The following is a 19,622-nucleotide window of genomic DNA, read 5'->3' on the forward strand; positions in this document are numbered from 1 at the left end:
ATGAGTGAGATTTCCTGCAAATTGCTCGTCATCGGTGCAGGCCCCGGCGGCTACGTATGCGCCATCCGCGCCGGGCAACTGGGAGTGGACACGGTGATCGTGGAAGCCGCCAAACCGGGCGGCACCTGCCTGAACATCGGCTGCATTCCGTCGAAGGCGCTGATCCACGCGGCTGACGAGTTTCATCGGTTGCAGACCTTCGCCGACCACGCGCCGCTGGGCATTTCGGCCTCGGCCCCCACCCTCGATTTCGCCAAAACCCTGGCCTGGAAAGACCAGATCGTTTCGCGCCTCAACGGCGGGGTGGCGGGTCTGTTAAAGAAAGCCAAGGTGCGCGTGATCACGGGGCACGCCACGGTCGTCGACGGCAAGACCGTGCGCGTCGAATCCGCTGATGGCACGCACACGATTAACGCGCAGATGATCGTCATCGCCACCGGTTCGACACCCGTGGAAGTGCCGACGCTGCCGTTCGGGGGAGCGGTCATTTCGTCCACCGAAGCGCTGTCGCTGGCAGAGATTCCCAAGCGGCTGGTGGTGGTGGGCGGTGGCTACATCGGTCTGGAACTGGGCACGGCCTACGTCAAGTTAGGGGCAAAGGTGACGGTGGTCGAGGCCACCGCGCGCATCCTGCCGCAATACGACAAGGACCTGACGGCGCCGGTGTCCGCGCGCCTGGCGGCACTGGGCGTTGAGGTCTTGACCGAATCCAGAGCGGTGGGGTTGACGGAGGGCGGCGGGCTTTTGGTGGACACTCCCACTGGCCAGCGGGCGCTGGAGGCCAACAAGATTCTGGTCACCGTGGGCCGCACGCCACGCACCACAGGCTGGGGGCTGGAAAAACTGTCGCTGCGCATGAACGGGCGATTCATCCAGATTGACGACACCTGCCGCACGTCCATGAACGGGGTGTACGCCATCGGCGACGTGACCGGCGAGCCGATGCTGGCGCACCGAGCCATGGCGCAAGGCGAAATGGTCGCGGAAATCGCCGCCGGGCACAAAACACAATGGGACCGCCGCTGCATCCCGGCGGTGTGTTTCACCGACCCGGAAATCGTCACGGTGGGCCTGTTGCCGGGTGAAGCGGTGGCGCAGGGGATCGACATCCTCAACGCCAGTTTTCCGTTTCAGGCCAATGGCCGGGCCATGACCACCGAACGTGAAGACGGCTTCATCCGCGTTGTGGCGCGGGCGGACAACCACCTGCTGCTGGGTCTACAAGGCGTGGGCGCGGGCATATCGGAATTGTCGGCAGCGTTCGCGCTGTTGATCGAAACCGGTGCGCGGCTGGAGGATGTGGCGGGGACGGTGCATGCGCACCCGACCCAGGGCGAGGCCTTGCAGGAGGCGTGCCTGCGGGCACTGGGCAAGGCGATTCATCTGTGAGGGATTAATCGGGTAGGAGGGAGCGAGAGAACGCGCAGTCAGGGCCAGTCCGTGACTGCGCTTTTTTTGCCTGGTCAGGCCCTGCCCAGGCTCGGGAGGAAGCCCAGGCCCAGCGTCAATCAACCGAGCCGGTATAGGCTTCAGTCTGGATGGCGATGATGCCGCCAATGAACGACGCCGGTGATCAGGGCGACGATCAGCAGCGCCGTCAGATACACGAGGCTGGTGTCGAAAAGGCCGAAGTGCCCCACGCCGAAGCCGGCGATGATCGGCGGCAGGCTGAGCGACAGGTAGCAAGCCACGAAAATGGCCGCGAACAATTCTGCGCGCTCATGGGCATCGGCCAACGGCGCCAGGGTTTGCAGGACCGCCGAGAACCCGGCGCCCGAACCGATGCCCGCCACCACGGTGCCTACGAAGAACGGCAACACACCGCCCCATGACAGCGCGCCAATGAGGATCGCCAGCCCCATGACGATGCCCAGTGCTCCCAGCGCCGCGCACAACGACGGGGAAAACAGGCGGCCCATGACCGCAGCCGCCACGGCTGCCGGGCCACAGAGCGCCGCGACGGTCAGGCCATTGAGCCCGGCGCTGTCGACCTCAAACACGCCGTGCAGGATCGACGGTGCCAACGACATGTACAGCCCGCACAGCGCCCAGATCGCGAGCAACAATGGTGCGCTTCGAACGTAGGCACTCCGGGCGCGAGGCGTCACCGACACGCGAGGCATCAACGACGCCAGGGCGCCCGCCCGCCGACTTGAGGTTTCCGGCACGCGGGCAACGCCCACTGCGGCCAGCGGAAACACCACCGCCAGTGCGACGAACACGGTCACTTCTGGATGGCCAATCCAGTACATCGACAGCCCGGTGATCAACGAGCCCGTTGCCAACCCGGCCAGCGGCGCGATGCTGCTGAACAAGGCGCCCGCCTTTTTCTGATGGGCGGGTGCGGCTTCGACCACGGCGGCGGACAACGCGCCGCTGGCAATCCCCGTCGCCAGGCCCTGAAGACAGCGGGCGAAGATCAATTGCTGGATGTCACCGGCGTAGGCGAACAGCACCATCGCCAGCGTCTGCAGCAGTAGCGCGCCGACGATTACCGGTTTGCGGCCAATGTGATCGGACAGCGAGCCCGCGCTGAGCAGGGCGATCAGCAGGGTGATGGCGTAGGCGGAAAACACCACGGTCAACAGGCCGGACGAAAACCCCCACTGATGTTGGAACACGACGAACAGCGGTGAAGGGGTGCTGGCCGCAAAAAAGTAAGCGAACAGCACCGTGGCCAGCAAAGGAAATGCGAACGCCCTGGCCGGGCGGACGAGCGATGGAGAGGGGTTACCGAGGTCTGACATTCCGGTCTCCTGAGCAGTGGACAAGGTTTAGTTTTCGAACGCGAATGGAGGGGTGAGTCATCAGTGACAGGCATGATATTACACATTAAATATAAGGCGTGTGTTCAAGGCGCCTGTCAGGCGTGAAATGAAATTGCCTGGGAGCATCGAGTGCGTCCCAGGCGGTGGGCTTCAACGTGATTGCTGAAGGATGACGTTCACCTGCGCGTTATACGCGCAGCGCCTGAGTCACAGGCTCGGCCAGGTATCCCCCAGACCACCACGACGTTCGAGCAACGCACCCAGTTGCAGGATCACGTCTTCGTTCAACCAGCGAGAGACCAGTTGGACGCTGATCGGCAGGCGCTCGGAACTCAAGGCGAACGGCACCGACAGCGCGGGCAGGCCGGTCAGGTTGAACGCCGAAGTGGCGCTCATCACGTGCAGCCACGAGACGGTCTGACCGTTGACGACCAGTTCTTGCGCGCCATGCGGCGTGGCCGTCATCGGGGTCACCGGGCACAGCAGGACATCGTACTGATCGAACCACGCAGAGAACGCTGAACGCAGGGCTTCGGCCTTGCGCAACGCGGCGTTGAAGTCAGTGAACGACGGGTCCGGCGAATCGTAGATGCCTTGGCCTACAGCGTGCAGATCGTGTTCGCGACCTTTGGCCAGTTTGCGGATTTCCGGGGCCAGTTCGGCGTAGACCATCAGCATCAGCGGGGAGAGAGGATCGTCGAGGAACGGCAGCGCGACTTCCTCGACGTCGCACCCGAGGGCCGCAAGTTGTGACGCGGCGGCTTTCACGGCGGCGGTGATTTCAGGATCGACCGGGCCGAACGCCGCGTCCGATACCCAACCCACACGAATGGTTTGCCCGGAAATGCGCGCCGTATCGGCAACCGCGGTTTTCGCGTGCACGGCATAACCGTCAGCGCCATCAGGGCCTTTGAGCAGCGAGTAGGCGAGGGCTACGTCGCGCACGGTTCGGGCCATCGGACCGACGTGCCACCACTGCGAGGTCACGGTGGGGAAATGACCGCTGTAAGGAATGCGGCCGTGGGTGGCTTTCAACGCCGCGATGCCGGTGAAGGCGGCAGGGCCACGGACCGAAATGGCGACGTCACTGCCAATGCCCAGCGGCGACATGCCCGCAGCGATGGCGGCGGATTCGCCACCGGACGAGCCGCCCGGCGTGCGGTCCAGATTCCACGGGTTGTTGGTGCGACCGGTGAGCAGGTTGTCGGATTCGGTCCAGGTGGAGAATTCCGGGAGGTTGGTTTTCGCGAGGATGATGCCGCCGGCGCTTTTCAGACGGGCGACGGTCGAGGCGTCCTGGGTCGGCACGTTACCGGCGAAGAAACGCGAGCCGCGTTGGGTCAGGATGCCCGCCGTGTCCAGCGCGTCTTTAACGGTAAAAGGAACGCCATGAAGAGGGCCGGTCTTGTCGCCACGGGCGATCGCTTTGTCCGCCTGATCCGCTGCGGCCAGTGCGCCTTCAGCGTTGAGGGTCACGATGGCGTTGATTTTCGGGTTTACCGCTTCGATGCGATCAAGGTGCGCTTTCACGACCTCGACAGAAGACAGTTCACGATTGCGGATCAGGCTGGCGAGTTGTGTGGCGTCGGATGAAATGATGTCATTTTTCACAGTCATGTTTCCCATGAGGTTCAACAAGATATGATCGCCGGGATATTCCTACCGATCACTTGGTAGGGCAGATGCTAGGCCTCATCACATAAGGCTGTCAAGCCTATACCTAGCAGTTGGTAGGCTTTTTTGTTAACGTGGCGGCTGATCAGTGGAGACGGCTATGAGCACCAATTCTCGTGAAGCAATTTTGGCGGCCGCCAGGCTCGCCGGGCAGGCGCACGGCTACAACGGCCTGAATTTCCGTGACCTGGCGACCGAAGTGGGGATCAAGGCCGCGAGCCTGTATCACCACTTTCCGAGCAAGGCGGACCTCGGCGTGGCGGTTGCCAGGCGTTATTGGGAAGACGCGGGCGCCGCGCTGGACGCGATGTACGCGGAGCTGGAAGACCCTGTCGAGTGCCTTCGCCGCTACCCCGGCACCTTCCGCGTGGCGCTGGAAACGGGGAACCGCATGTGCATGTGCAGCTTCATGGCGTCCGAATACGACGACCTGCCGCCGAATGTGCAGACCGAGGTGCAGGTGTTCGCAGACGTCAACGTGGCGTGGCTGAGCAAGATGCTGGTGTTGGCCGGTCTTGTGGATGAGGCCAGTGCCGAACGGCGAGCCTTCGCGATTTTTTCCGGCATTTCCGGTGCGCAGTTGAGCGCCCGGGGGCGGGCGGACATCTCGCTGTATGACGCCATCGTCGATGACTATCGGTCGATTGGATTGCTGCCGCGCTGAAGCCTGAGGTCAGCGCTCAATTGAGGAGCGCTTACCAGCTCCCGCTCGCCGGTTGCGGCAGGCTCAGCGTGCCGCTGTCGTAGAAGCGCATGGTCCCGAACAGGCCGCCTGCCAGTTTGCCGTGCAGTTCATACGGCAGATTGTCCAGACGCTGTTGTTCGGTCAGGCCCACCGCCTGGCGGAGCGCGGCGAAGGCCGATACGGTCACCGGTACAGTCAGCACACCTTCGGAAAACCGCGTGATCGTGCCTTTTTGGTCACTGACGCCGGACGCCAGCAGCTTGCCGTTGACGTCGAGGTTCAGCGCCACGCCGTCATAGGGAATGTCGACGTCGTTGGGGTTTTGCAGGCGCAGTTTAACGGCGAAGCGAATTTCCAGGTCCTGACCCGGCAGCGGTTCGATGCCTACCACATTGATGTTCAGCGGATCGCGATTGGGAAACAGCGCGCAGGCGCTCAAGGCCAGAATCAGCAGGCAGGCGAACAGCGAACGGATTGGGCGTAGCGGCATTGGAGGGCTCCAGTGGCGAGGCAGAGCGGGAGAGGGCTCCCGCTCAGTTAAGCCTAGCGTTCCAACTGTGCGACCGCGTGTGGCGAGAGAGGTTCTGTTTCCGGGGCTTTTGACGGGTCTTGCAACACCTTCACCGTCGAGGCTTCCGGGTCGAACTCGGTGACCTCGTCTTCCCTATGTTCTTCCGGCAGAAAGATGTTGAGCAGGATCGCGCAGAAAGCCCCCACTGTGATCGGCGATTCGAAGATGTTGTGCAGCGCCTTCGGCAGCTCGCGCAGGACTTCAGGCACCGCGGCCACACCCAGGCCCATGCCCAGTGAAATCGCCACGATCAGCATATTGCGCCGATGCAGCCCGGCTTCGGACAGAATCTTGATCCCGGCCACCGCCACGGTGCCGAACATGATCAGCGTCGCGCCACCGAGCACCGGCTTTGGCATCAATTGCAGCACCGCGCCGATGATCGGGAACAGGCCCAGCAGCACCAGAATCCCGGCGATGAAAAACGCCACGTAACGACTGGCCACGCCGGTCAGCTGGATCACGCCGTTGTTCTGGGCGAACGTCACCATCGGCAGGCTGTTGAATGTCGCGGCCATGGCCGAGTTGAGGCCGTCGGCCAAGAGACCCGATTTGATCCGGCGGATGTACACCGGGCCGCTCGCAGGCTGCTGGGAAATCATCGAGTTGGCCGTCAGGTCGCCCGCCGCTTCCAACGGGGAGACCAGAAAGATCACCGCAATCGGGATGAACGCCAGCAGGTCGAAGGAAAAGCCGTACTTGAACGGCACCGGAATGCTCATCACCGGCACCTGCGGCATGTGCGCGAAATCAATCCGGCCCATGTACCACGCCACCAGAAAGCCCAGCGTCAGCCCAATGATGATCGCGCTCAACCGCAGCAGCGGAATGTTGAAACGGTTTAGGACCACAATCGTGACCAGCACCAGTGCAGCCAGTCCGAGGTTCGCGGCCGAGCCAAGGTCCGTGGCGCCGAAGCCGCCCGCCATGTCGGTCATGGCCACTTTGAGCAATGACAGGCCCATCAGTGTGATGATCGTGCCGGTCACCACCGGGGTGATCAGCTTGCGCAGTTTGCCGATGAACTGGCTCAGCACCACCTCGACGAACGCGGCGCAGAAACACACGCCGAAGATGGTCGAGAGGATTTCGTCGGTGCCACCTCCGCGACTTTTCACCAGAAAACCGGCGCTGAGGATCACGCTGAGAAAGGAAAAACTGGTGCCTTGCAAACACAACAAGCCCGAGCCGATGGGGCCGAAGCGTTTGGCCTGCACGAACGTGCCGAGGCCGGACACAAACAATGCCATGCTGATCAGGTAGGGCACTTCGCTGTCCAGACCCAGCACGCCGCCGACGATCAGGGTCGGGGTGATGATGCCGACGAAGCTGGCGAGCACGTGTTGCAGTGCGGCGAAGATCGCGGCCGTCAAGTGCGGGCGGTCGTTGAGCCCGTAAATCAGGTCGGTTTTTCTGGCGGTCGGGCGCGAAGGGGAACTGCTTTGAGGTGTGGTCATGGTTAGCCTGCCAATTGTTTTTATTCGGTCGTGGGCTTTGCAAGTGACGCAGTCCGAACCTGTACACAAAATCTGTCTAGCAGGTCAGGTTTTCGACTCTACAACATGTCCACATATCTAAAAACAATTATTACGAAAATTGTGTACAAAAAATTGGATTGAGTTGGCTGCATGACCTGTAAGAAAAGGGCGCGCAGAATGCCAGAAAATACTTCGCGGGTGTGCGCAACGCGCTTATTCTGTCGAGACTGAACCTTGATATGCTGTTTGGCGTCTCAACTGACACTTGTTTTTCATCGGGAGTCGGTCATGTCCGGGGCGACGACTCTCACAATAAGAAGTCTCGACAAGGAGGTTTCAACTGGGGTGTAACGATCTTCATGAGCACGGCACATCAATTGTCATTGACCGACCAACAAGTCGCACTGATTTCCAGGGCGCTCGCCGACCGTCGGCGTTATCAGATTCTGCTTCAGATCAGTGCCTCCACAGAGGCCGTGCCTTGCGCCGAGCTGCTCAAGGTCCACCCCGTCAGCGCGGCGACCGTGTCCCATCACACAAAAGAACTTGAGCGCGCGGGGCTGATTTCTACTGTGCGTGAAGGCAAGTACGCCAGTTTCGTGATGCAGCGCGAAGTGCTTCAGGCGTATGCGCAGCAGTTGATGCAACTCGGCTAGACCTTCCTCGTCAGACATCTTATGAATTCGCCTTGATCGTTCAAGGCATATGCCTGTAAGTTTGTCCGCCACGCTATTTCCATTGCCACGCCTCGTGATGGCGCATCCGGAGTTTTCTCATGTACCCAGACGTTCAGCTTTATATCGACGGCCAATGGCGCGCCAGTGAAAACGGTCGCACCCTCGCGGTCATCAACCCGGCCACCGGCGACACCCTGGGCACCGTGGCCCATGCCGACATTGCCGATCTGGACAAAGCCCTCGCCGCAGCCGAGCGCGGTTTCGAAACCTGGCGCAGCACCCCGGCCTATGACCGCTACAAAATCATGCAGAAAGCCGCGAACCTGTTGCGCGAGCGCGTTGACAATATCGCCAGCATCATGACCCAGGAACAGGGCAAACCACTGGCCGAAGCGCGCATGGAAACCCTGGCCGCTGCTGACATCATTGACTGGCTCGCTGAAGAAGGCCGTCGCGCTTATGGGCGTCTGGTGCCGTCGCGCAACGCGTCCGTCGAGCAGAAAGTCATCAAGGAGCCGGTGGGTCCGGTCGCGGCTTTCACTCCCTGGAACTTCCCGATCAACCAAGTCGTGCGCAAACTGTCCTCCGCGCTGGCGGCCGGTTGCTCGATCATTGTCAAGGCCCCTGAAGAAACCCCGGCATCGCCTGCCGAGCTGATCCGCGCCTTCATTGACGCAGGCGTGCCAGCAGGCGTCATCGGTCTGGTCTTTGGTGATCCGGCACAGATTTCCAGCTACCTGATCGCGCACCCGATCATCAAGAAAGTCACCTTCACCGGTTCGACCCCGGTGGGCAAGCAACTGGCCGCCCTGGCCGGTCAGCACATGAAGCGCGCCACCATGGAACTGGGCGGTCACGCCCCGGCGCTGGTGTTCGATGACGCGGATCTGGACCTCGCAGCCCGCACATTGGCAGGCGCCAAATTCCGTAACGCGGGCCAGGTGTGCGTGTCGCCTACGCGTATCCTCGTGCAGCGTGGCGTTTATGAGCAGTTCATCGAGAAGTTCGTGGGCCTGACCCATGAGGTGAAGGTGGGCAACGGTCTGGAACAGGGCGTGACCATGGGGCCGTTGGCCAACGAACGTCGTGCCCCGGCCCTGACCTCGCTGGTGAAGGATGCGGCTGACAAAGGCGCCAAACTGCACACCGGCGGCCAATCGGTCGACGGTCCGGGCTATTTCTTCCAGCCGACGGTGCTCAGCGGCCTGACCACCGAGATGCGCATCATGAACGAAGAGCCGTTCGGGCCAGTCGCGCTGATCGTGCCGTTCGACACCGTTGAAGACGCGGTAAAAGAATCCAACCGCGTGCCGTTTGGTCTGGCGTCGTATGCGTTCACCACCTCGATGAAAACCGCACACATCCTCAGCACCCGGATCGAGGCTGGCATGCTGTCGATCAACCATCAGGGCATCGGTCTGGTGGAAGTGCCGTTCGGCGGGATCAAGGATTCCGGCTACGGTTCGGAAGGCGGGACCGAGGCCATCGAGGCGTACCTGAACACCAAGCTGGTGACGGTGTTCAATCTGTGAGATTGCGCTGAACCAGGGAAGCCCACCGTTTGGTGGGCTTTTTTGTGGGTGTCTCTCACAACGGTTACGGCAGGGGCCCGGCGCCGGTCCGGCAATTCGCTGAACTCCTGTCCGGCCCCCGAACTCTCACTTCAGATCATCCCGATCTGTGGAGCAGGGATTCACCATGACCGTCGCGAGCGTCGATTCAGCAGCGGAGCAGGCCAAGGGCAGGGTGTTTGAAACCGATCTCCCGTCGCGTCTGGACCGCTTGCCGTGGGGCGGTTTTCATACATTGCTGGTGTTTGCCCTCGGCATCACCTGGCTGCTCGACGGTCTTGAAGTCACGCTGGCAGGGTCAGTATCAGGGGCGCTGAAAGAGAGCCCGGTGCTGCGCCTGAACAACGCCGACATCGGGTTGGCGGGTGGCGCCTACATCTGCGGCGCCGTCCTGGGGGCGCTGTTTTTTGGCTGGCTGACCGACCGCCTTGGGCGACGCAAGCTGTTCTTCATCACCCTGGCCCTCTACATCTGTGCCACCGCCGCCACGGCGTTTTCGTTCAGCCTGTGGAGCTTCATGCTGTTCCGGTTCCTGACCGGGATGGGCATCGGTGGCGAATACACGGCGATCAATTCGACCATCCAGGAATTCACCCCGGCGCGGTTTCGCGGCTGGGTCGATCTGACCATCAACGGCACCTTCTGGATCGGGGCGGCGCTCGGGGCGGGCGGCTCGATCATTCTGCTGGACCCTGGCTGGATCGGCGGCGACCTGGGCTGGCGCTTGTGCTTCGGCATCGGTGCGTTGCTCGGGCTGGTGATTTTGCTGATGCGCCTGTGGCTGCCAGAAAGCCCACGCTGGTTGCTGATCCATGGCCAGGCCGAAGAAGCAAAAGCCATCGTCGAAGCCATCGAAGCGCGCTTTCGTGAGCAAGGCCATGACCTGCCTGAACCGAGTGGAAAAAAACTGCGCCTGCATGCGCGGGATCACACGCCGTTACGGGAAATCTTCGACACGCTGTTCAACACCTATCGCCAGCGCGCATTGGTCGGCCTGACGCTGCTGACCGCGCAGGCATTTTTCTACAACGCAATCTTCTTCACCTATGCGTTGGTGCTGACCGAGTTTTATCAGGTGCCGTCAGCGTCGATTGGCTGGTACGTGTTGCCGCTGGCACTGGGGAATTTCTGCGGACCGTTGCTGCTGGGCAGGCTGTTTGACGTGGTAGGGCGGCGGGTCATGATCAGCCTGACGTATGCGGTGTCGGCCGTGCTGCTGAGCATCAGCGGCTACCTGTTCGAACAAGGCGTGCTCAACGTCACCCAGCAAGCCATTGCCTGGATGATCATCTTTTTCTTTGCCTCGGCAGCGGCCAGTTCGGCTTACCTCACTGTGGCCGAAACCTTCCCGCTGGAAATCCGTGCGCTGGCGATTGCGGTGTTCTATGCGTTCGGCACCGCGCTGGGCGGGATTGTCGGACCGACGCTGTTCGGTGAGTTGATCGACAGCCATGAGCGGGGGCCGGTGTTCATCGGTTACCTGATCGGCGCCGCGTTGATGTTGCTGGCGGCGGCGGTGCAAGCGATCTGGGGCGTGGCGTCCGAGCGCAAATCATTGGAAGACGTCGCTCGACCGTTGTCGCAAGCGAGTGATTGACCTCAGCAAACCCGCGCGTTTGATTCTGGCCGAAGGCCGTGGGAGTCGGACCTCACACGGGTGATCATGGCAGGCACTGGTCAGTTTTCTTCAATACCGCCCCCAACCCCACCCGTTACTGTCTGCGCTCATTCATTGAACGGAGAAGGGCGGTAATGAACCTGATGATTTCCATGGCGGCGTTCGCCCTTGCGGCGTCGATTTCCCCCGGCCCAGTGAACGTCGTGGCGCTCAGTTCCGGGGCGCAGTTCGGTTTGGGGGCGAGTCTGCGGCACGTGCTGGGCGCGACGGTGGGCTTTGTCGTGCTGTTGGTGTTCACCGGGTTTGGCCTGCACGAAGTGCTTCGCCAATACCCCGTGCTGACCGATTTGATCCGTTGGGCCGGGATGGCGTTTCTGATCTATCTTGCCTGGAAACTGGCGATGGACGATGGCCGCCTGCACCTCGACAAACCCACCCACGCGCCATCGTTCTGGCACGGGGCTGCGATGCAATGGCTCAACCCCAAGGCCTGGCTCGCGGCAGTGGCGGGAATGGGGGCGTTCGTGGCGGACGGAGAGGCGCGGCTGATCGGGCTGTTTGCGCTGATCTACTTCGTGGTGTGCTACCTCTCCGTCGGCTGCTGGGCCTATGCCGGGGCATTCCTTGGCCCTTGGCTGCGCAGCCCCCGACGCATTCGCCTGTTCAATCGCAGCATGTCGGCGCTGTTGGCCGGGTGTGCGGTGTCACTGCTGTACGTCTGATCACTGACGGTACTGACCCGGGGTCGCCGCCAGGTGTTTCTTGAACACCCGTTGAAAGTGCGCCTGATCAGCAAAGCCGCTCTGCTGGGCGATGTCGGCCAAGGTGTCGCCTTGACGCAACTGCGCCTGGGCGTGCTGGACACGGCGGTTGATCAGATAGGCGTGGGGCGTCATGTGGTAATGCTGCTCGAAGGCGCGAATCAGATAGGCCTCTGACACGTTCGCCGCCTGGCAGATTTCCTCCAGCCGGATCGCCCGCAGAAAGTGCTGATTGATGTACTGCGCAGCGCGTTCCACCTTCAGATTGACCTTCTTCAACGGCACATCGGTCCCGCCCAGCCGTTGCTGCATCTGGGTGAAATACGCGACGGCGGCTTCGTGTTTCTCCAGCGAGTCCAGCGTCGGGTCGATCAAGGTCCGGTGCAGCGCCAACAACCCCGTGAACAGCAAAGTATCGGCACTGGAAATGGCCGGAATCGCCCGAAACCCCTCGACCCCGCACGCCTGCTGCACCCGGCCCAACCACTGCGCATCGACGTAGAACATGATGTACGACCAAGGCTGGTCGTCGATCGGGTTGCAGGCATGCACGTCGCCAGGGTTCATCAATACAACGGTGCCGGTGTTGATGGTCTGGCAGGTTTTTTCGTGCAGGTACGTGCTCTGTCCGGAGGTGATCGCGCCGATGGAAAACACGTCGTGGGAGTGCCGGGAATAGCAGACCTTACGGCCATCGGCGATGGAGCGGGCTTCGATGAAAGGCAATTGCGCGTCCCGCCAGAACACCGGAGTCGCTGAGGGGCTTACCGGGTTCTGGAGGGGCATGTCAGGTCATCCTTTGCTGTGTTTGCAGCTGTGGAAAATATCCAGAGCCGGCTGGTATTCGGTGGTGTTGACGCCGAGCAAGCCTAGCACCGAATGAAACATGTAGTCATGGCTCAGGTCGGGCTGGTTCTGCTTGGCGGCGAGGCAGCTGCGATCGACGCCCGCGTCTTCCAGTGTGGCGTTGCCGAACCACATGACCATTGGCACGTGGGTCTGCGCGCTCGGGGCGATGGCGTAAGGGGCGGCGTGCAGGTAGATACCGTTTTCGCCCAGCGACTCGCCGTGGTCAGAGACGTAGATCATCGACGTGTCGACCTTGTCCTGATTGCGCTTGAGGAGCTCGATGGTCTGCGACAGGAAGTGGTCGGTGTAGAGAATCGTGTTGTCGTACACATTCTTCAGCTCGTCCGAGGTGCAACTGCCCAGTTGATTGGTGTGGCAGACCGGCGTGAAGCGCTCCAGGGATTTCGGGTAGCGGTCATAGTATTCCGGGCCGTGGCTGCCGTCGGAATGCAGGACGATGATCGCGTTGTCCTTGAGCGAGTCGATGTACGCCTGCAAGCCTACCAACAGCGATTCATCCAGGCAGTTCTGGCCGTCGCAGAAGGGGCTGGGCTGGTTTTTCGGAATGTCGCTGTGGGGCACGCGCAGGCAGGTGCCTTTGCAATCGCTGTTGTTGTCCAGCCACACCACCTTCAAACCCGCCCGTTGCAGCATGTCCAGCAGGCCCTCATAGGTCTTGCCTTTCTTGTCGCTGTAATCGCTGCGCGGGAATTTGGAGAACATGCACGGCACCGAGACTGCCGTGGACGTGCCGCAGGACGCCACCTGGGTGAAGTTGAGAATGTCCTGCTTCTTCAATTCCGGGTTGGTCTCGCGGGCGTAGCCGTTGAGCGAGAAATGGTCGGCGCGGGCGGTTTCGCCGACGACGAAAATCATCAGGCTTTTCTTCGGCCGCGCCTGCGCTTCGGGGCTGAGAACCGAGTCGGTGCCCACGGTCTGGATCTTGACCGTTTCCTTGATCGCCACGGTCTGCTTGGTCAGCTTGCCAATGGCGTAGATGTAGTTGGTCGGGTTGATAAAGTGGGTGAGCTTGTCTTCGTCACGAAAGATCGGGGCGTAGGTCGAGTAGAACGGCCCCACGGCGGCCGCGATCACCAGCACGCAGCCGATGCAGACCAGCACTTTGTTGATCAGCCCCGGCAGCACGCGGCGGTAGGTGACCGGGATCAGCCAGATCACCGCAATCGGCAACGCGCCAAGCAGGCCCAGATAAAGGAAGAGCCTGCCGCTGAGCAGCGCCTTGGCTTCGCCCGGGTTGGTTTCCAGCACGTTCTGCATCATCACCGTGTCGATGGTGATGCCGTAAGTGTTCATGAAATACGCGGCGGCCGCCGAACACATCGCCACCAGACTCAGCACCGGCTTGAGCGTCGGCCGGAAGGAGAACGGCGTCAGCAGCAGCGTGATCGCCGCCCACAGGAAAAACGCGAAAGAGACATAAAACGCGACGACCTTAATCCCTTGCAGCTGCGTCAGACCGACCAGTGCGTGCCAGGTGGCGAGGTTGTAAAACACCACAAGACACAGGGAAAACAACATGACCAGGCGGGTGGAGGTGACGACGGGCAGTTTTGAACGTATTTCCATATGACGAACGACTCGGAGCGGGTCTGGGGGTGCATTTCACGTCAAGCGATCCCTGCGACGTGCACGTCAGACAGGCCTGCCGAACAGGCAAGCGGGTTGATGGATAACGGGGATCGCGCGGAGTTTTTCAGAACGTTTGTGAAGACTTCGTGAATACAGCGTAGACGGCGTGTTACGAATTGAAATGTTTTCCCAGGCTGTACGTTGCGGCCTTGAGCGCTTCAGCTAGCCTGCGAAGGATCGTTGTCGAAACCCGTCAATTGGCTTGCAGGCTTATAGGAGGCAGGGGATGAAGCTCATCGGAATGCTGGATTCGCCTTATGTGCGGCGGGTCGCGGTCAGCCTTAAACGAATGGGGATCGCGTTCGAGCATGAGTCGGTGTCGGTGTTTCAGGGCATGGCGCGTTTCAGCGAGATCAATCCGTTGATCAAGGCGCCGACGTTCGTCACCGATGATGGGCAAGTGTTGATGGAGTCGAGCCTGATTCTGGACTACGTGGAGTTTTTGCAAGGGCCCGGCAAGGGATTGATGCCCTTGACGCTGGCAGAGCGGACGCAAACGTTACGGCTGACGGGGCTGGCGTTGGTGGCCTATGAAAAGGCGGTGCAGATTCATTACGAACGTAACCTGCGGCCTGCGGAGCGTCAGCATGGGCCGTGGCTGGAGCGGGTGAGTGGGCAGTTGAAGACCGCTTGCGGTGAGCTTGAACGGGAACTGATGGCGCGGCCGTTGAGCGCGGGACGGGATATCGGGCAGGACGGGATCAGTATCGCGGTGGGCTGGTCGTTCATTCAGGTGGTCGTAGGCGATCAAGTGAGCGGCGAGGCGTTTCCGGTGCTGGCAGGGTTTAGTGCAGAAGCAGAAGCGCTGGAAATTTTTCGAACATTGCCGATGGTTTGAAACGGGTGCTCTGGCTCCGGGAGCGGCTTCGCCGACGTTGGGGGTCGCACGGGCCGTGACGTGATGGAGGGAGGATCAGTCACTGCCGAAACGCCTGATCCCCCCGCTTACACCCTATCCATCACAGGTCATCAAAAAACCGTTCATGCCAGTCCACCAGGGGCTGCGGTGCATTGAGCTTTTGACCGTAGATCACCGCATAGGACAGCACGTTTTGCACGTATTGGCGGGTTTCGTCGAACGGAATGCTCTCGACCCACACGTCGAACGCCAAGTGATTCGCACCTTTCAGCCATTGCCGCACGCGGCCCGGACCAGCGTTATAGGCCGCCGACGCCAGCACCCGGTTACCGTTGAACTGCCCATGAATCTGGCTCAGGTACGCCGCACCCAACTGAATGTTGGTGTCCGGGTCCAGTACCTGGGCGGGAGAGGCCAGCGGAATGCTGAACTTGCGCGCCGTCTCTTTCGCGGTGGCAGGCATGAGTTGCATCAGGCCACTGGCGCCAACGCCGGAGCGAGCATCGTCCATGAACGCGCTTTCCTGACGGGTGATCGCGAACACCCAACTGGCGTGCAGGCCCCGAACCTGCGCCTCACGCACGAGGGTGTCGCGGTGGGCCATCGGGAAGCGGATGTCCAGATCATCCCAATACTGCGCCTGACTGATGGTGCGAATCGCCGGGAAGTACCAGCCCATGTCATACGCCAGCTTCGCTTGGGCGACCATCTCGTCGCGGCTGAAGTGACGCGTCACGTGGTACCACTCACGGCGTCCGTTGACGACTTCCCCACGCTGGTAGAACTCCAGCGCACGGCGCACGCCCGCCGTATTGCGGACCTTATTCAGGGTTGCCTGCGTCAGCGGCAGCGGCTTGTTGTTCAGCATGTACGGCGTCTGGGTACGGTCTGCGGCGAGGAAACCGTAGAAATCCCGCTCCTTCGCCACGGCTTTGTACATGGCGGGCAACAACGGACTGTTCGGCTGTGACAGCTCCAGCGAACGGGCCTGCCAGTAACGCCAGCGGTTGGTGGTCGCCAGGTCCTGCGGCAGACGACGGGTCAGCTCATAGGCGTCATTCCAGCGGCCCAGACGCAGCAACAAGCGCAGGCGCCATTCGGTGACGGTGTCGTCACGCAGGTCCGGGTCGTACTTGGTCATCAGCGGGAGGGCGCGATCGTCGTAGCTGCGGGCGAGGGTCAGGCCGATTTCCTTGGCGATCTGCACCTGTTCTTCGTGAGAAAAGCGCAGCATGGGCGAATAGCTGTCGAGCAATTCCATGGCCCGCTGCGGGTCCTGTTTTGCCAAGCGGCGCAGGCCCAGGCCGACCACGTCGGACATGGCTTCATCGGCCGGCATGAACTGACCCTGGTTGTTCACCATTTCCGGCTTCTGCGCCACGGCGATCAGCAAACGACCCTGAGGAGCGAGGGTGGTCATGCTGTTGACCAACTGGTTGGCCAATGAATAGTTACGCGTTTGCGCGGCCAGTTTGGCGCGCTGCCAGCGTTTCTGTTCGGTCAACTGGCCTTCGACGGCCCATTGGGTGAAGAACGTGTCGCACGCTGTCGGGAGCGTCTTACCGGTCATCCAGAGCTTTTCGGCGTTGGCGTAGCCTTCAGAGCGCATGTTGTGGCTGAGCTGGTAGGAGCCGTACAGGCAGTCCAGCTCGGTGAAATTGAGCTTGGGGTCGTAATATTTGACGAACGGTTGCCAGTCACCCCGCGAGGCGAGCAGTCGAAGCCAGCGCAGCTTCATGAAGTTGGCCTGTGGCAGGTCGCCATGCTCGGCCAGGAAACGCTCGACTTCGTCGTTGCTCGCGGTGTTGAGGCGGGCCGTGAGTTCGTCGTAGGCGAGGTACGGCTCGAGGGGATAATCCGCCAGGGCCGCGCCGTACATGCGATACGGCCCGGCATCGCCCTTTGCCAGCGCGCGTTTGGCCTGATCGTAATATTGACGTTGGGTGGTGATATCGACCGCTTGGACGGACTGGGCGGCGGTGGCCGACAGAAGCAGGCAGGACAAAAGGCTGAACAAACGACTGCGCATGAGACTTCCGTGCAGATGAACCGTGAAAAGTGCCGCTAGCTTAGCCTGTTGCCTGCGTGGGTTGAAGCGCGAAGGTGGTGGGGGTGAGGGGATGGAAACAAATGGTTGTAGTTTAAGGGGCTCGCTTGGGATTCTTACTCTGATGCCCTTCGGGCCTGATCGCGAGCAAGCTCACTCCTACATTTTTTGCAACGCGCCGCATTCTGTTGGACCGCGTTGTGAGCCTTTGGTGTTCCAGATCAATATCCCGTTAACCCAAAGGCTCACAACTCGGTCCATCAGGCCATGGCACGTGTTTAAGCAAATGTAGGAGTGAGCTTGCTCGCGATAGGCCCGGAGGGCATCAAAATAACGATTGAAAACCAATTCCCACCCCATCATCGAATCCCGCCCAATCCCCTCACCATCTCAGGTAGAATGCGCCCCCGGTTTTTGGAGAAGCTCATGACCCTGCTCAAATTCAGCGATGTGTCCCTTGCGTTCGGCGCCATGCCGTTGTTGGACAAGGTGTCCTGGCAGATCGCCCGTGGAGAGCGGGTCTGCATCATCGGTCGCAATGGCACCGGTAAATCCAGCATGTTGAAGCTGGTCAAGGGCGTGCAATTGCCCGATGACGGTAGCGTCTGGCGTGCGCCGGGGCTGAAAATCGGCGAGTTGCCTCAGGAACTGCCCGTGGCCGACGGCCGCACCGTATTCGACGTCGTGGCGGAAGGCCTCGATGGCGTGGGCGCCTTGCTCGCCGAATACCACCACCTTAGCCAGAACATCGTCACCGCCGAAGACCTCGACAAGCTGATGCACGTGCAGTCGGACCTCGAAGCCCGTGACGGCTGGCGCCTGCAGCAACTGGTCGACAGCACACTCAGCCGCCTGCAACTGCCCGCCGACAAGACCCTCGCCGAACTCTCCGGTGGCTGGCGTCGTCGTGTGTTGCTCGCCCAGGCGTTGGTGTCCGAACCCGATCTGCTGCTGCTTGACGAACCGACCAACCACCTGGACATCGGTGCGATTGCCTGGCTCGAAGAAGCGCTGAAGGAATTCCAGGGCGCCGTGCTGTTCATCACGCACGACCGCTCTTTCCTGCAAAACCTCGCCACCCGCATTCTGGAACTGGACCGTGGCGGCCTGATCGACTGGAACGGCGACTACGCCAGCTTCCTTGTGCACAAGGAAGCCGCGCTGGCTGCCGAAGAGACCGCCAACGCGCTGTTCGACAAGCGGCTGGCTCAGGAAGAGGTGTGGATTCGTCAAGGCATCAAGGCCCGTCGTACCCGTAACGAAGGCCGTGTGCGTGCCTTGAAGGCCCTGCGCGTCGAACGCAGCGAGCGTCGCGACCGCACCGGCAAGGCCAACATCCAGCTGGACACCGCCGAGAAATCCGGCAAGCAGGTCATGGTGCTGGACAACGTCAGCTTCGCCCACCCCGGTGGCCCGATGCTGATCAAGGACTTCTCCATGGTCCTGCAGCGTGAAGACCGCATTGGTCTGCTCGGCGCCAACGGCACCGGCAAGACCACGCTGCTCAAGCTGATGCTCGACAATCTCCAGCCCACCAGCGGTTCGGTGGATGTGGGGACAAACCTGGAAGTCGCCTACTTCGACCAGCTGCGTCACCAGCTCGACCTGGAAAAAACCGTGGTCGACAACGTTGCGGAAGGCCGCGACTTCATCGACATCGACGGCCAAAGCCGCCACGTCCTCAGCTACCTCGGCGATTTCCTGTTCAGCCCTCAGCGTGCGCGCACGCCGGTCAAGGCGCTGTCCGGGGGCGAGCGCGCGCGTTTGCTGCTCGCCAAGCTGTTCAGCAAACCCGCCAACCTGCTGGTGCTCGACGAACCGACCAACGACCTGGACGTCGAGACCCTCGAACTGCTGGAAGAAGTGCTGCTGACCTTCAAAGGCACTGTGCTGATGGTCAGCCACGACCGGGCATTCCTCGACAACGTGGTCACCAGCACGCTGGTCTTCGAAGGCGAGGGCAAGGTTCGCGAGTTCGTCGGTGGCTATCAGGACTGGCTGCGTCAGGGCGGTTCGCCGCGTCTCTTGGGCGTGACGGAAAGCAAGTCCGGCAAGGCCGACCTGAATTCGGCCATCGTCGAGCCGGTTGCAGCCCCTGCACCTGTGCAGGAAGCCGCCCCCGCCGCGAAGAAAAAGCTCAGCTACAAACTGCAGCGTGAGCTGGAAGCGTTGCCGGGCGAGATCGACGCCAAAGAGCAGCAGATTGCTGCCGTTGAAGCCGAGATTGCCCATCCGGGCTTCTACCAGCGTCCGGCTGCCGAAACGGCCAAAGTGCTGGCGTCCCTGGAGCAACTGAACAAGGAACTGGACGGGTTGGTCGAGCGCTGGGCCGAGCTTGACGAGTGAGCGCCGAGCTGGACGAGTAGGCGCCGAGCTGGACGAGTAAGCGCTTAGCAGGAAGGGTAATCCTTCGG

General features: G+C 61.4%; 15 protein-coding genes. 8 read left to right on the forward strand and 7 right to left on the reverse strand.

All coding sequences use genetic code 11. The features are described 5' to 3' along the window. Positions 1-1,389: a dihydrolipoyl dehydrogenase gene (gene lpdA, locus ACWKWE_RS13530; protein ID WP_483850798.1), complete on the forward strand. Its 1,389-nt coding sequence runs from the start codon at positions 1-3 to the stop codon at positions 1,387-1,389. A gap of 140 nt (positions 1,390-1,529) precedes the next feature. Here the strand turns inward: lpdA and ACWKWE_RS13535 are convergent, their stop codons facing one another. Both ACWKWE_RS13535 and ACWKWE_RS13540 read right to left on the reverse strand, forming a co-directional pair. After that, positions 1,530-2,747 (reverse strand): MFS transporter, encoded by a 1,218-nt coding sequence (locus tag ACWKWE_RS13535; protein WP_483850799.1) that lies wholly within the window; start codon positions 2,745-2,747, stop codon positions 1,530-1,532. A gap of 228 nt (positions 2,748-2,975) precedes the next feature. Then, complete coding sequence (locus ACWKWE_RS13540) at positions 2,976-4,385, reverse strand: amidase (protein WP_483850800.1); 1,410 nt, start codon at positions 4,383-4,385, stop codon at positions 2,976-2,978. A gap of 157 nt (positions 4,386-4,542) precedes the next feature. Between ACWKWE_RS13540 and ACWKWE_RS13545 the strand changes: the two genes are divergently transcribed. Further along, complete coding sequence (locus tag ACWKWE_RS13545; RefSeq protein ID WP_483850801.1) at positions 4,543-5,106, forward strand: TetR/AcrR family transcriptional regulator; 564 nt, start codon at positions 4,543-4,545, stop codon at positions 5,104-5,106. A gap of 31 nt (positions 5,107-5,137) precedes the next feature. On the opposite strand, the gene ACWKWE_RS13550 is transcribed toward ACWKWE_RS13545, so the two are convergent. Further along, positions 5,138-5,617, reverse strand: a complete 480-nt coding sequence (locus ACWKWE_RS13550; protein ID WP_166597294.1) for an LEA/WHy family protein — start codon at positions 5,615-5,617, stop codon at positions 5,138-5,140. A 53-nt stretch (positions 5,618-5,670) separates the two neighbouring features. After that, the gene (locus tag ACWKWE_RS13555) at positions 5,671-7,155 is read right to left on the reverse strand and encodes a nucleobase:cation symporter-2 family protein (RefSeq protein WP_483850802.1); all 1,485 of its coding nucleotides are present in this window, start codon (positions 7,153-7,155) and stop codon (positions 5,671-5,673) included. Between the two features lie 380 nt (positions 7,156-7,535). Between ACWKWE_RS13555 and ACWKWE_RS13560 the strand changes: the two genes are divergently transcribed. The 4 genes from ACWKWE_RS13560 (at position 7,536) to ACWKWE_RS13575 (ending at position 11,764) form a co-directional block, all read left to right on the forward strand. After that, positions 7,536-7,832: an ArsR/SmtB family transcription factor gene (locus ACWKWE_RS13560; RefSeq protein ID WP_341958706.1), complete on the forward strand. Its 297-nt coding sequence runs from the start codon at positions 7,536-7,538 to the stop codon at positions 7,830-7,832. Positions 7,833-7,951: 119 nt separating this feature from the next. Continuing rightward, entirely contained in the window at positions 7,952-9,385 is a 1,434-nt protein-coding gene (locus tag ACWKWE_RS13565) for an NAD-dependent succinate-semialdehyde dehydrogenase (RefSeq protein ID WP_166597297.1), read from the forward strand. A gap of 166 nt (positions 9,386-9,551) precedes the next feature. Continuing rightward, positions 9,552-11,021, forward strand: a complete 1,470-nt coding sequence (locus ACWKWE_RS13570) for an MFS transporter (protein WP_483850803.1) — start codon at positions 9,552-9,554, stop codon at positions 11,019-11,021. 155 nt (positions 11,022-11,176) lie between these two features. Then, positions 11,177-11,764 (forward strand): LysE family translocator, encoded by a 588-nt coding sequence (locus ACWKWE_RS13575; protein WP_483850804.1) that lies wholly within the window; start codon positions 11,177-11,179, stop codon positions 11,762-11,764. On the opposite strand, the gene ACWKWE_RS13580 is transcribed toward ACWKWE_RS13575, so the two are convergent. Further along, positions 11,765-12,589, reverse strand: a complete 825-nt coding sequence (locus tag ACWKWE_RS13580; RefSeq protein ID WP_483850805.1) for an AraC family transcriptional regulator — start codon at positions 12,587-12,589, stop codon at positions 11,765-11,767. 6 nt (positions 12,590-12,595) lie between these two features. Further along, positions 12,596-14,239 carry a phosphoethanolamine transferase gene (locus ACWKWE_RS13585; RefSeq protein WP_483850806.1) on the reverse strand — a complete coding sequence of 548 codons (1,644 nt, stop codon included), beginning with the start codon at positions 14,237-14,239 and terminating at the stop codon, positions 12,596-12,598. A gap of 289 nt (positions 14,240-14,528) precedes the next feature. On the opposite strand from ACWKWE_RS13585, the gene ACWKWE_RS13590 reads away from it, so the two are divergent. Continuing rightward, positions 14,529-15,140 (forward strand): glutathione S-transferase family protein, encoded by a 612-nt coding sequence (locus ACWKWE_RS13590; protein ID WP_483850807.1) that lies wholly within the window; start codon positions 14,529-14,531, stop codon positions 15,138-15,140. 121 nt (positions 15,141-15,261) lie between these two features. Here ACWKWE_RS13590 and ACWKWE_RS13595 read toward each other — a convergent pair whose 3' ends face one another. After that, positions 15,262-17,190 carry a transglycosylase SLT domain-containing protein gene (locus tag ACWKWE_RS13595; RefSeq protein ID WP_166597303.1) on the reverse strand — a complete coding sequence of 643 codons (1,929 nt, stop codon included), beginning with the start codon at positions 17,188-17,190 and terminating at the stop codon, positions 15,262-15,264. 444 nt (positions 17,191-17,634) lie between these two features. Here ACWKWE_RS13595 and ACWKWE_RS13600 point away from each other — a divergent pair, with 444 nt between their 5' ends. Next, a complete protein-coding gene (locus ACWKWE_RS13600; RefSeq protein WP_166597304.1) occupies positions 17,635-19,554 on the forward strand; it encodes an ATP-binding cassette domain-containing protein in 1,920 nt (639 codons plus the stop codon). Positions 19,555-19,622: the final 68 nt, after the last annotated feature.

Source organism: Pseudomonas salicis, from assembly GCF_057128705.1.